The 12382-nt window shown below is 57.8% G+C and carries 13 protein-coding genes and 5 pseudogenes; 12 read left to right on the plus strand and 6 right to left on the minus strand.

The annotated features are described in order from the left end of the window. The first annotated feature begins 62 nt into the window (after nt 1–62). The 7 genes from H261_RS21255 (at nt 63) to H261_RS21280 (ending at nt 4105) form a co-directional block, all read left to right on the plus strand. On the plus strand, nt 63–458 hold the full coding sequence (locus H261_RS21255; RefSeq protein WP_008621817.1) for a hemerythrin domain-containing protein: 396 nt from the start codon (nt 63–65) through the stop codon (nt 456–458). Nucleotides 459–477: 19 nt separating this feature from the next. Next, a complete protein-coding gene (locus H261_RS25575) occupies nt 478–2364 on the plus strand; it encodes a diguanylate cyclase (RefSeq protein ID WP_052004355.1) in 1887 nt (628 codons plus the stop codon). A 76-nt stretch (nt 2365–2440) separates the two neighbouring features. Further along, entirely contained in the window at nt 2441–2617 is a 177-nt protein-coding gene (locus tag H261_RS21265) for a hypothetical protein (protein ID WP_008621821.1), read from the plus strand. Nucleotides 2618–2802: 185 nt separating this feature from the next. Further along, on the plus strand, nt 2803–2970 hold the full coding sequence (locus tag H261_RS25885) for a hypothetical protein (RefSeq protein ID WP_162470165.1): 168 nt from the start codon (nt 2803–2805) through the stop codon (nt 2968–2970). Between the two features lie 32 nt (nt 2971–3002). Continuing rightward, nucleotides 3003–3293: a sensor histidine kinase gene (locus H261_RS24185; RefSeq protein WP_235063008.1), complete on the plus strand. Its 291-nt coding sequence runs from the start codon at nt 3003–3005 to the stop codon at nt 3291–3293. Between the two features lie 70 nt (nt 3294–3363). Further along, nucleotides 3364–3642: an HU family DNA-binding protein gene (locus H261_RS21275; protein WP_008621826.1), complete on the plus strand. Its 279-nt coding sequence runs from the start codon at nt 3364–3366 to the stop codon at nt 3640–3642. Further along, the gene (locus H261_RS21280; RefSeq protein WP_008621827.1) at nt 3632–4105 is read left to right on the plus strand and encodes a MucR family transcriptional regulator; all 474 of its coding nucleotides are present in this window, start codon (nt 3632–3634) and stop codon (nt 4103–4105) included. The genes H261_RS21275 and H261_RS21280 overlap by 11 nt, the downstream gene beginning before the upstream one ends. On the opposite strand, the pseudogene H261_RS21285 reads toward H261_RS21280, so the two are convergent. Together H261_RS21285 and H261_RS21290 are read right to left on the minus strand one after the other, a co-directional pair. Next, a pseudogene (locus H261_RS21285) lies at nt 4075–4562 on the minus strand (integrase core domain-containing protein); the annotation flags it as partial. The gene H261_RS21280 and the pseudogene H261_RS21285 sit on opposite strands and share 31 nt — an antisense overlap. After that, nucleotides 4496–5224 (minus strand): annotated as a pseudogene (locus tag H261_RS21290) (integrase core domain-containing protein); the annotation flags it as partial. The pseudogenes H261_RS21290 and H261_RS21285, both read right to left, overlap by 67 nt. A gap of 72 nt (nt 5225–5296) precedes the next feature. Here H261_RS21290 and H261_RS21295 point away from each other — a divergent pair. Further along, a pseudogene (locus H261_RS21295) lies at nt 5297–5739 on the plus strand (IS5 family transposase); the annotation flags it as partial. Here H261_RS21295 and H261_RS21300 read toward each other — a convergent pair. Continuing rightward, nucleotides 5710–5996 (minus strand): annotated as a pseudogene (locus H261_RS21300) (transposase); the annotation flags it as partial. The pseudogenes H261_RS21295 and H261_RS21300 overlap by 30 nt on opposite strands. Nucleotides 5997–6069: 73 nt before the next feature. On the opposite strand from H261_RS21300, the pseudogene H261_RS21305 reads away from it, so the two are divergent. Next, a pseudogene (locus tag H261_RS21305) lies at nt 6070–7089 on the plus strand (IS110 family RNA-guided transposase). 390 nt (nt 7090–7479) lie between these two features. Next, nucleotides 7480–7830: an MbcA/ParS/Xre antitoxin family protein gene (locus tag H261_RS21310; RefSeq protein WP_008621834.1), complete on the plus strand. Its 351-nt coding sequence runs from the start codon at nt 7480–7482 to the stop codon at nt 7828–7830. A 689-nt stretch (nt 7831–8519) separates the two neighbouring features. Here H261_RS21310 and H261_RS21315 read toward each other — a convergent pair. From H261_RS21315 to H261_RS25125, 3 genes are all read right to left on the minus strand, one after another. Next, entirely contained in the window at nt 8520–9524 is a 1005-nt protein-coding gene (locus H261_RS21315; RefSeq protein ID WP_008621835.1) for an efflux RND transporter periplasmic adaptor subunit, read from the minus strand. Nucleotides 9525–9815: 291 nt separating this feature from the next. After that, the gene (locus H261_RS24190) at nt 9816–10187 is read right to left on the minus strand and encodes a tetratricopeptide repeat protein (protein ID WP_008621836.1); all 372 of its coding nucleotides are present in this window, start codon (nt 10185–10187) and stop codon (nt 9816–9818) included. Nucleotides 10188–10951: 764 nt separating this feature from the next. Then, nucleotides 10952–11542, minus strand: coding sequence for a hypothetical protein (locus tag H261_RS25125; protein ID WP_152427036.1), 591 nt, complete (start codon nt 11540–11542; stop codon nt 10952–10954). Nucleotides 11543–11553: 11 nt separating this feature from the next. Between H261_RS25125 and H261_RS21325 the strand changes: the two genes are divergently transcribed. Together H261_RS21325 and H261_RS26805 are read left to right on the plus strand one after the other, a co-directional pair. Further along, the gene (locus H261_RS21325; protein WP_008621838.1) at nt 11554–12033 is read left to right on the plus strand and encodes a hypothetical protein; all 480 of its coding nucleotides are present in this window, start codon (nt 11554–11556) and stop codon (nt 12031–12033) included. A gap of 172 nt (nt 12034–12205) precedes the next feature. Beyond that, a partial coding sequence (locus H261_RS26805) for a response regulator (RefSeq protein ID WP_407636100.1) occupies nt 12206–12382 on the plus strand: 177 nt, incomplete at its 3' end.

The raw sequence follows: 12382 nt of genomic DNA on the forward strand, positions 1-12382 counted from the left end.
GGATTGACCTAATGGCGACAATTCCGCCACACTTTTAATGGAATTTCCATAGGTGGGGTGCCATGCGTCTTCGGTGGCAAGATTCGATGATTTTGGGTGTTCCTGAGATGGATGCATCTCATCGGCACCTGTTTCATCTGCTTGATGCCGTTGCCTTGGCGGTTGAAGCTCGGATGTTGGAAGCCTCCCAGATTTCGGTTGGAGAATTCCTCGAAGCAGCATTTGAGCACCTTGCCAGTGAAGAAGCCCTATTTGAGCGGATCGCAGGTCAACATAACCGGGCTCGACATATGGCTACCCATAATGAAGCCCGGAGAACTTTCAAACGGCTTCAGTCTGCAATCTGCGACAATTCCGACCTGGACGAAGCCCGCACCATTCTGGACGTTTTGATCCCTGACATGATCATCCGACTGCACCAGGAGGACACGGCCTTGGCATCCGCGTTGCTAAATTGAGCCAAGCTCGGACGTTTCAATGATAAATGATCCGACGACCGCACCGGGCGATGGAGATGGCATTGGCGGCTTGCTGATGCTCGCCAGTTCTCCAGAATGCCGCCACATCATCCAGTCGATCATCGATCACCTTCCGTGCGGCGTAACGCTGTTCGATCAGAATCTGGAAATGATTGCCTGCAACGGCCTGTTCAGACGGCTGCTGGATTTCCCTGACCAATTGTTTGAAGGCAGCCTGCCCTCCATGAAATCCCTGGCCATGTTCAACGCACGACGCGGTGAATACGGTCCAGGTGACCCAGAGGAACTCGCTGGGCAGGTTGTCCAGAGAGCCATGGCGATGAAGCCACACCAGTTCGAGCGTGTTCGGCCTGATGGAACCATTCTGGAGATTTCAGGCCAGCCACTGCCGAGCGGTGGATTCATCACGCTGTACACGGACATCACTGAACGACGTGAAGCCGAGGAACCCCTTCGTGACAAGGAGGGGCTGCTGCGGCTGATTTTCGACAATTCCAGTGTGGCCATTTTCACCATCGATTCCAGTGGCCGGATTGGTGCGGCCAACCAACGGATGGCGGAAATGTTTATGATCCAATCGGAATCGCTGATTGGTATGGAATACGTCGATCTGGTCGATCCCGTAGAGCAGGAAACAGCCCGAAAGAACATGGCGGATCATCTGGTCCAGGATCGGGCCAACGTCAACCTGGAACGCCATTATTGGCGGTCAAATGGCACTGCGTTCTGGGGGCAACTGACCGCCCGTCACATGCCCGCTTACAAAGATGGACGTGCGGGTCTGGTCTGCGTCGTTTCTGACATCACAGAACGCAAAATCGCGGAACAGCATCTGGCCGAACGCAGCCACGAACTCGAAATTTTGAACCTGGAACTGACCAAAGCTGTTGAGGCACTCGCCGCATCGAATGCCGAACTTGTTGCCGCCCGAGAAGAACTGGAGCAATTGGCTCAGCATGACAATCTGACGGGCACATGGAGCCGTCGTAGGATTGAGGAATCAGCCCAGCAGGAAATGCTCCGTAAGACACGATATGGACACCCTGTTTCGCTGATTTTCATCGATCTCGACCACTTCAAGCGGGTCAATGACGGCCACGGCCATGCCGCTGGAGACGAAGTTCTAAAAACATTTTGCGACATCGCCCAAAAGTGTATGCGTTCCACCGATTTACTCGGTCGTTGGGGCGGAGAGGAATTCGTGATAGTCACCCCGAACAGTGGGCTGATGATCGCAATCCTGCTTGCAGAACGAATTCGCAAGGCAATCATGGCTTACGAATTTCAAGGCATCGGGCATGTTACAGCCAGTTTTGGCGTCGCCGAATGCCGGGAAGACGAAACCTGGGAATCTTGGCTATGCCGTTCAGATGCAGCCCTGTATGCGGCCAAAGAAGGTGGGCGTAATCGGGTTATTACGGATGCTTGCGGGGCTGATGAGGCTGACGAAGCTGAACTTCTTGATCTTGCTTTCCTCCGTCTGGTCTGGAGGAGCACCTACGAGTCCGGCCATGCTTTGCTCGACACGCAGCACCGAAATCTATTCGAACACGCAAATAATTTGCTGACAGCAGTCATCGGAGAGCGACCAACCGATGAGGTGGCACCTCAGATCGAAGCACTTGTTGCGGACCTTCTGGATCATTTCCGGGATGAAGAAGCAGTTTTCCGCTCGATAGGATATTCCGGTGCTGATGAACATGCCCTAACCCACAAGGGGCTGATCGACCGTGCCGGGGAATTGGTGGCAAATTTCACTTCCGGCGAACTGGCCTTGGGCGACCTGTTCAATTTTCTGGCCTATGACGTAGTGGCAAAGCACATGCTATCTGAGGATCGAAAGTTCTTTGGACAAATCCAAGTGATCCGCGATACAGCAGGCTGAACGCAGGTAGGCTGATCAGGCGACAATGGCGATATTCGGGCGAAAAACTCCCCCCATCCAAGTCGGGGATCGATTCATGAAGGCCAGCGACCAGACCCGGAAAGTCTGGGAGGTATCCCGACTTTGGACGGCGGTCGATGGTGTGCCCCATGCCCGGTTGGTGAACCAGCATGAGACGCTGATGGTGTCCGTTGGAACTTTGAATGATCAGGAGTTCTTCGTGGCCATTCCTGTGATGCGGAACGAACCATAAAGCAGATCGGCGGTGGCGCACTGGCGAGAACTCCACCGCCGGATCGTGCTGGATGGATTTGGGTTACGGGGGATGGTCCATCCAGATGTGGCCGCATTGGGGGAATGCCACCATGAAACGCTATCGCATTCGCCCTGTGCCATCAAGACGTACAGGATGAACTTCTCGTCCATATGGTGAAAATCTTGAACGCAAATCCGACCACGGACACCGCATCAGTCACGGTTACGACAATCAGCATCATCCATGTGATGAATGCTGGAAAGCTGCGTGCCTTGGCTGATGTTGAAGTCGTCTTTGATGGTGTGGAGATGATCATCCAAGGTGTCCAGGTGGGGACGGTCACCAGTTAGATCGGCTTTTCCAAAATCTAATTGGGAATGCCATCAAATATCGAACAGAGGGGATAAGGCCCTACATCGCCGTAGCTGTTCGCCTCAATGATGGGAAGGCGGTCTTCTCTGTTCAAGATAATGGTATCGGGATCGCACCAGAATACTTCGACCGAATTTTTCTGCTTTTCAAGCGACTTCATACCCGAGAGGTATACGAGGGAACAGGAATAGGTCTTTCTGTCTGCAAGAAGATTGTCGAGCGGCACGGGGGCGAGATTTGGGTCGAGCAATCACTTTCTGGCGGCTCGAATTTCCTGCTTACCTTGCCGACGCATGAGTAAACCCGTTTGGTTGACGATACCTATTCGTCGTGCCATTCGTTATAGCCATACTTTTCGTAGGGAGGGGCAAATGAACAAGTCCGAATTGATCGCCGCCGTTGCCGATGGTGCCAACATGACCAAGGCCGACGCGGCAAGTGCCATCGACGCTGTATTCGAAGCCATCACCGCCGCCATGAAATCGGGCGATGACGTGCGTCTTGTTGGCTTCGGGTCTTTCTCGGTTTCTGCCCGTCCTGCACGTGAAGGCAGGAATCCGCAGACTGGCAAGACCCTCACCATCGCGGCCAGCAAGTCTGCCAAATTCACCGCCGGAAAGAGCCTCAAGGACACTATCAATGGCCGATGACATCAAGGCTCTGACCACTAAGATTGTGGCCGCCTACCTGAGCAGCAGCACCTTGGCGGCCACTGAAATCCCAACCCTGATCAAGTCCGTTTATTCGACTTTAGCCGCTACGGACAACCCTGCTTCAGCACCGGCTGAACGGCAGCAACCTGCCGTTTCAGTGAAGCGGTCGGTGACCCCCGATTACATTGTCTGTTTGGAATGTGGTGATCGGCAAAAGGTGCTTAAGCGACACCTCACGACTGGGCATGGGCTGACTGCCGACGAGTACCGGGCCAAGTGGGCTTTGCCCAGGGATTACCCTCTCGTCGCCCCGGAATACGCCGCACGTGACCTGCCTTGGAACTTTCATCCGGCTGAAAGTAGAGTCTCGGCCAAAATGATGTGCCCCCGGATTTTGGATCGCCGGAGGCTGGAGTTTCCGGCGTTCTGTCACGGTGGCCGGCTGGATGAGCCATCGTGATTTTGCAACGAAATCGGGACCTTGTACCCGATGGCGCCATGGGGGCGCTGCTCGTTGTAGTAAGTACGCCAAGCCTCTAATTTTTCCCGGGCGTCGTCAAGGCTGAGAAACCAGTGGGCGTTCAGGCACTCGGCCCGGAAGCGCCCGTTGAATGCCTCGATGAAGGCGTTGTCGGTGGGCTTGCCGGGCCGTGAGAAGTCCAGAACTACGTCATGGAGGCCCATAGATCCAGATCCCGCGAGATGAATTCCGAGCCCTGATCGACCCGGATCGTCCTTGGATAGCCAACCTGTCGGCAGACCTGCTCCAGCGTCTGGACCACATTCTCGGCCCTGTAGCTGAAACGCGGGTCGAGAATCGGGGCGTACCGCGAGAAGGTGTCCACCACCGTCAAGACCCGGATTTTCCGGCCCGTGGCCAACTGGTCATGCACGAAATCCATGGCCCAGGTTTCGTTACGCCGTCTGGCGCGGGGTGAGCAATGGGGTCGGGCTTGGAGCCCCGGAGGGGCGGAGAGGCCGACCCCATTGCCTTGAGTTTGGCGGCGTGAGCCGCCGGGGTTTGGTATCCCAGGGCTGAATGCGGCCTGGCGGTGTTGTAGTCGGCCACCCAGGCGACAATGACGGCGCGAGCCTGTGCCATGCTGGTGAAGACCGTCTCGTTGAGCAGTTCATCGCGCATCCGGCCATTGAAGCTCTCGCTGTAGCCGTTTTGCATGGGCTTGCCGGGAGCGATGTGGTGCCATTGTATGCAATGGTCCTGCGTCCATTTCAGCACGGCATTGGAGGTCAGTTCGGTGCCGTTGTCGGAGACGATCATCCCCGGCGTTCCCCGTCTGGCGATCAGCGCCGCCAGTTCGCGGGCTACCCGCACGCCGGAGATCGATGTGTCGGGAACCGATGCCAAACATTCCCGCGTCACGTCATCGACGATATTGAGCACGCGGAAACGCCGTCCATTCTCCAACTGATCGTGGATAAAATCCAGTGACCAGCGACCAGCGACCAGCGACCAGCGACCAGCGACCAGCGACCAGCGGGCATTGGGCTTGGCCTCAACCAAGATCGGCGCCCGGGTGCCGATGGCCTTGCGCCGGGTGCGGCGCTTGCGCACTGCTAGAGGGCGTTGACATTCAGGATTCCCACGGCCCCCAAAATCTGATTCAAACTCCTTTTCGAGAAGGAGGCTTGAATGAGCGGGGTCCGTTTGATCTTAAAGGATCATCAGTGGGATCGGATGGCGCCGCATTTGCCGGGCAAGCGCAGCGATCCCGGCAGGACTGGTGCGGATAACCGCCTTTTCCTGGAAGCTGTGCTATGGCTGGCCCGAACGGGTTCGCCTTGGCGTGATCTGCCGAATTTTTTCGGCAATTGGAACAGCGCGTTCATCCGTTTTTCCCGCTGGTCCAAGGACGGTGTATGGGATCGGCTTTTCGCCATGATGGCTGACGACCCCGACTTCGAATACGTCATGATCGACTCGACCATCGTCCGGGCGCACCAACATGCGGCGGGCAAAAAAGGGGGCCTGAAGCTCGTGCGATCGGGCGTTCGCGCGGCGGGCTGACCACCAAGATCCACGCCATCGTCGATGCCTTGGGCAATCCGCTGCGCTTTGTCGTCGGGCCAAACCGAACGGTAGCGGATCATGGTGCGATCCGCCGCGATCACCGCACAGGCCCGACGCTCGCTCATCTCGAATTGGCTTCGCAGATGGGCGACAGCTTCTCGCTTGGCGGCGGGCCTCACCATTTTTTTCCCAGCAGATCGCGGAGCGCGGCCTCGTTCAGCATGGATTCCGCCAGCAGCTTCTTCAGCTGGGCGTTCTCGTCCTCAAGCGCTTTCAGCCGCCGGGCTTCCGACACGTCGAGCCCGCCATACTTGGCCTTCCACTTAATGGGATGGACGTCTCTCCCCCCAAGCGGCAACGCTTGCAAAGGGGCGCATCAGATGTTGGAGGAGATCATGACGATCACATACATGGGTATCGATCTGGAGAAGAGCGTGTTCCAACTGGACGGGGCGGATGCCGAGGTGGGGCGTCAAGTGCTCGGCAAACGCCTGCGGCGGGATCAGTTGCTGCCGGAACTAGCCAAGTTGGCTCCGTGCATCATCGGGATCGAGGCTTGTACCGGGGCCTTCTTCTGGCAGCGCCAGTTTGAAAAGCTCGGCCACACCGTTCGGATCATCGCGCCGCAATACGTCAAGCCGTTCGTCAAGCATCAGAAGAACGACAGGAACGATGCCGAGGCGATCTGCACAGCCATGCGGCAGCCCAACATGAAGTTTGTGCCGACCAAGAGCGAGGAGCAGCAAGATATCCAGGCCCTTCACCGCGCTCGCAGCCGTCTGGTGAACCACCGGACAGCCTTGGTCAGCCAGATGCGCGGCCTCCTGCTGGACCGTGGCTTCGCGATCGGTGCTTCGATCACTCGAGTCCGGCGCGCCATCCCCGAGATCATCTCCGATCCGAACAACGGTTTGACCACCATGGCTCGGGAAACCATCACGGAACTCCACGAGTTTCTTGGTCAGATCGACCAGCGGATCAAAGCGTTCGACCGTCGCATCGGGGAGATCTTCCGCGCGAATGCGGCTTGTCAACGGATCGCCCGCATCTGTGGCGTCGGCCCCAAAACGGCCACCGCCGTGATCGCGGCGGTCGGAGATGGCAAGGAGTTTAAGAATGGCCGACACCTTTCCGCTTGGATGGGGCTTGTCCCACGACAGCATTCCAGTGGCAGTCGATAGATTCTGATGGGGATCAGCAAGCGCGGCGATCAGCACCTGCGAACCTTGCTCGTTCATGGCGCGAGAGCCGTGGTGCGGGTGGCCGCGAGACGGAGTGATCCGTTCAGCCAATGGATCAATGCGCTGCGAGAGCGTCGCGGGGCGAACCGGGCAATTGTCGCCGTCGCCAACAAGAACGCCCGGATCATATGGGCGATGCTTCGGCGCCATGAGGAATTCCAGCCCGCGACCTGAGGCTGGGATAAGGGTTGCATGGAGATCCAAGAAATGTGACCGACCGGCAAATCCGGTGTGTGAGGAACCTGGCTTTTATAACGGCCCCATGAGGCCGACCACTTGTTGAGGCTCACCACGCGGAATTCCCATTTGGGCGCACCGACATCCGGTGACGCCGGATATGCCAGCATGCTGGCCAGTAAGAAGGCTTCCCTGCAGGTGGTCGGGGCCTTGGGCTGGCGGCTGAGAGCAACCTGGATGGCTAAATTGGCCATCAATTCCGCCCGTTCGTTGGCGGTAACAATTTCGTCCACGCTTAGCACCTTGTCAGTTGATGGCCGGCCCAGTAGATAATGCGAAAGTCTGGACGAACAAGGGTTTTGAGACGCGCTTGGAGCCTATTGGACGATGATGATCACGGTGGATAGCGAACCTGATCGAGAGGCGAAACTGGCGGAGATCGTCGCCAAGATCCGCCAGATTCTCGTCGGAGATGACCCACAGGGCATCGTTGAGACAGTCACGCCCGAACCGCCGCAACCTGTGCTGACCGGGATCAGTGTCGGCCGAGCCCACCGTTTAACCCTTTTGGCGAACCATGTGTTCGGCGATGAGGATAATGCCTGCATCTGGTTGACGGAGCCGCAGGAGAGGTTTGGGGGCAAATCTCTGATGCAATTGGCCGAGAATCCCGCCGTTGCCGATCATATTGAGGAGGCATTGCGGCGGATCCATGAGGAACAGATTTTCAAGGATTAACCAAAAATACGCGCCAAACGCGGCCTCATCAAATAAACAATGCGAACAAATGGACCATGAATTCGAACTTAGAACAGACCAAAAGCGCACTTGATCAATGCTTTGTAGATACAGTTAGGCATTTGTCACATATAGAGGCGCCAGACAAGCTTGAAAAATTGACGGAATTGCTTTTGATGGCGGTTCTCTCGAGAGAACCATTGAAGCCATTGCGGGATGCATTGATTGCGTCCATCCGCCACACAATAAATGAAGTGCGCAATCGACCATCAGGCCATGGAAGACGGAACGCCATGAGGCTGTCTGTGGTGATGTGCCGAAAAACTCTGCACGTGGCCAGGATCGCGTCAAAAGTGAGCTGACCATACGAGGCATGATCGGGCTGAAATCTCGAGCGTCGTGCCTTGTATGTGAGGCGCGACGCTCAGGCAGAGGGCGCACCACTTCGGTGGTGCCGAGGAACGGGGGGCTGTGTAGCGCCATGGCCAAGAATGCCCCCAGGGCTTCCCGCAAATGGCAACGACGTTACTTGCATCTGCAGCCGCCGGTAACGCGTTACTATTCGGCCGGGGTGGCCATGAAGGCCATAAGCGGCAGAATTACCAATCACTGCGGGACCGTTCCGCCAAAGAGGCACGGCTGAAAGCCTCCGTTGCCTCCCGTACCGTTACGGCGACCGCGTATTTCCATCACATTCCGCTTTCCCGCAGCAGAGCCGCGGCTGCCGATCGCAGGATGAAACCCGCTATACTTTCCGGCTCGGCCTTCAGGACAGCCATTCCTCGCAACTGGGTGGCCTGTGCAGGGATGGTGCCGACACAGCGAATCTGGTACAGGGCCTGATCGGGAACCAATGACTTGTCCTTGGCGCGAACTTGAATCGGGCCGCCAGCCACCGAGGCAAGCACCGGTTCCGTCAGGCTGCGGATGGCCCCGCTGTCGATGGTAGCAATCCTGCACGGCAGGTCGGGGCGGCCCGGGTCATCGGCAACAAACCGCCCCTCGTTCCCAATGCGAAGTCTTCCCACATCGCTTTCGGCCACGAAGGCTTCGACCGCCAAGGCTCCGGTCCCTGCCAGTTGGGCAAGGCGCTCCCTGGGAGAAATCCACTGCCCGATCTGAAGATCGGGAATCATATCCACGACCCTGCCCGCCATGGGGGCTGTGACGGAAAGCCGGGCCAACTCCCGCTGCAATGAGACCCGCTCGGCGATGGCGGTTTCCAATTCCTCGCGCAGGGCCTGGGACCGCTCGCGGAAAGATGCATCGAATGAGAACGACGCCAGTTCGTATTCCAGGACCAGGATTCGCCGCTCCACCTGGGCCAGGCGATACTCAAGATCGGGGGAGGATAGCAGCGCCAAGGACTCACCCTCGGCGACCTGCCTTCCCTCCACCATCAAGATGCGTTCAATCCGGGCCGGGCTGGCGGCATAAAGCTCCAGATGGCGTTCCGCTTTCATGACGGCAGGCGCGCTGACATGGGCGCGCCACGGGACCAGGGCCAGGACAAGCGTGGCAACAAAGAACCCCACCGGCAGCAAGGACCGCCGTGACCGTCCGATGGTTTCGCGACGTTTCCACCACTCCTTGGCCTCGTTCCAGAACGGCAGAAACACGAACCATCCTATTTCCACAGCAAACAACAAGATCCCCACCGCCTTGATGAAGAAGTGATAAACCAGGACAGCCATGACCGCCAATGCCTCGAATGCACAGAAAGAGGAGCGCCGGACTTGCCTGGTGCTGGGACAGCCACGCTCGACACAGCGACGTGAGCCACAGGGGCGGGATGATGAAGAGGTGCTGACCGCCGCCGCCGCCAACTTTCCGGTCAGCCCGGCGATGATATGGCGCAGGGATTCGACGTCATCGGGAAGGGAGGAAACGGCTTCGTCTTATCGCGGCTGGGGGGGGGGGGCGTGCAAGCCCTTAACAGGACTTGCGATGTGCCGGGGGCTGCCAGAGCTTTATCGCTTCTGATTTTATTTGCGCCGTAACTTAGCAATATCTTTAAACAATTTATCTTGAGAGCATGCGGGAAATTGGCTCGCCCCGCCAGTGGGTGTGTCGTTGGTGGTTGCCATTATTTGACAGTATTGCATCAGAATGTAAGAATTCATAAATTCTTTGTTTAAGTCCAAAGAGTTTTTGAACGAACTGGCGGCAAGTTCAAATTGATAATTCTTGCGATATGCAACGCCAAGATAAAAATGCGCCAGAAACAACATATCATCAGATTGATTCATGTCGATCCACGCGCTGTACAGTCTAATTGCACGCACGAAATCACCCGCACTAACTGCTTTTTCGGAAATTTCTATGATTTCGGAGATCGAAAATCCGTCATTCGACACGCCAAATGTCCTCCAGGGTTGTTTGGTGCTGATTAGATCGCCTCGCGTGCCAGGATGTGATCAAGACTGAGAGTGACTTTGAAGGAGTTTGCGCCACTTTGGAGATATCGTTGTTGAGTGTGATGTCGAGGACGAAGCTGTGGGAGCGGGTCATGTCGCGGTTGTTGTCGATGCTGTTTTTGCCGGTATCAAGAGATGTGTCTTGGACATGGCGGTTTCGGTGTAGAGCAAGGTGCGGCGGGTGACGCGAATGATGGCCCCCTGCCGGCCCCAGACGATTACGGCACCGGCGAAAGCGGCAGTCAAACCCAGCCATGTAAACCGGAGCCTGGAGCGGTGACGAACTGGCGGCGGCAGATAGGCCAAAGTGACGCATACCGTTCTCCCAAAATGCAGATGGCCGACCGGGTGGTTGTCGAAGGCGGCCCGGCCGGCCTCGCGGGGGGGGGGGCGAATTGGTGAAACCGCTCTCCTGTAGGAATTGTGCTCGATCTCCAAGAGCAGTCAAGCAATTGATACCGGCGGACGAGGCGCGTGTTGAGCCCGTTGGCTACCGCATAGAGGGGGCCGCGGTCGCCCCCGGGTTCGGCTGATCCCATAATCCTGGTTTCAATCGGTCACGTGATCACTCCGCCATCAGTGTTTAATGACACGCCCTCAAGGGGAGTGGATCATGAAAGCTGTCGCCCTCGGCGATCTCCATCAGAGTGACGGCCGGAGCCGGATGGTTCAGATCGAGTGGGCAACCTCCTGAGACTTCACATCTAGCCGAATAAATCGGCATAAGGGTCAAGCTCCGCTTCGGGCCGTTTCTTCGGCGTCTTCGGACGGACCGGCGCCTTGGGCGTCCGGAACGAGGAAATGGCGTTCCAGATCTTGATGAACAGGCTTTCGCGGCCATCCAAGATGCCCGCTTCCTCCCGCTTTTGCCAATGGACCTCGCCCAGCCCGGTTTTGACGGACTGACCCGTCGCCACGGCCGGCGCGGCTTCGACGGCCGGAGCGGGGGGCGGCGGGGCGGGCACGGCGTCCGTCGGATCGGCATCCCGAAGATCGCTTCGCCGGGGCTTCGGCGTCCTGGCCTTGGCGCGCCTGGCGGCGGAAGGGGGGGGCGCCTGCTCGGTGTCCGCGGCACAGGAGGCCGCATTGTCGCAAATCGGCTTTCCGCATTTCCTGGTCACTTGCCGCGTCCATCCCATCACTTGAGCTCTTGAATTACGTCTTATCAGATTCGCGGAGAGTTTTCTCCATTTCATGGTTGCCTGGGGGAAGGCGATCTCCATGGGCGGTGACAGAAGGGCGCCGCGCAGGGTAAATAGATGGTTGTTCGGTCGGGTGCGGGATTCCTGCGGCAAGGCGTGATCAAATGACAACCACGGACCGTGATGCCGATTGGGTGGGATGGTGCCGCGATCAGGCGGCGCTGCTGCGGCGCCTGCCCGTCGCCACCTGTCCGGCGGGGCTCGACCCCCAGGCGCTGGCTCAAGAGATCGAAGACGGGGCGACTTTGAAGGTGGATCAGGCGGCCGGGTGGATCTTTCGCGCCTTGCTGGCCCTGGTGAAGCTTGCGGCCTACGATGATCGCGGCCAATTGCAGCGCCTGGATTTCACCCAATCCCAGCTGGCCCTCGTCTGGCGGCCGGGCTTTCGGCGTCATCTGGATATGGAAGATATCTGGCTGCAGGTCCGCGAGGCGGCCGGGCAGATTCGGCCGACCGCCATTGAACTGCCCCGATCCTGCCCGATTCTGCTGGAGGACATGGTGCCTCGAGATGGGGGGGCTTTCGATGTCGGGACCATGGAGGCGAAGCTGCTGCGGGCGGGGCTGAGCCGCCGGAGCGGCTAATGGGCGGGGCGTACGATTTCGGTTAATTCAGCCCAGGCTGGTGTTGCTGCAGATGCCGTGAAGATCGGCGCTCACCTTCCGCTTGGTATTGCCAGATATATATGCCATTTGCCGTTCTTGTTATACTTGTTGCGTGATGGCACGCTCTGCAATCACAGCCTGGAATTTGACCATGCATCACCGTTGCAAGCGAGCAGTTGTCGTCGAGGATGCGCCGCAGATGCGGACGCTGGTCAAGGTCGTCTTGCATCAGTTCGGCGTGACGGAGGTCGTTGAGGCGGAGGACGGTAACGAGGCTATGCAGGTCCTGCGTGAAGGCGGTGCTGACATTATCGTCATGGATTGGATC

Source organism: Paramagnetospirillum caucaseum (assembly GCF_000342045.1).
In the GTDB taxonomy this organism is placed as follows: Bacteria; Pseudomonadota; Alphaproteobacteria; order Rhodospirillales; family Magnetospirillaceae; genus Phaeospirillum; species Phaeospirillum caucaseum.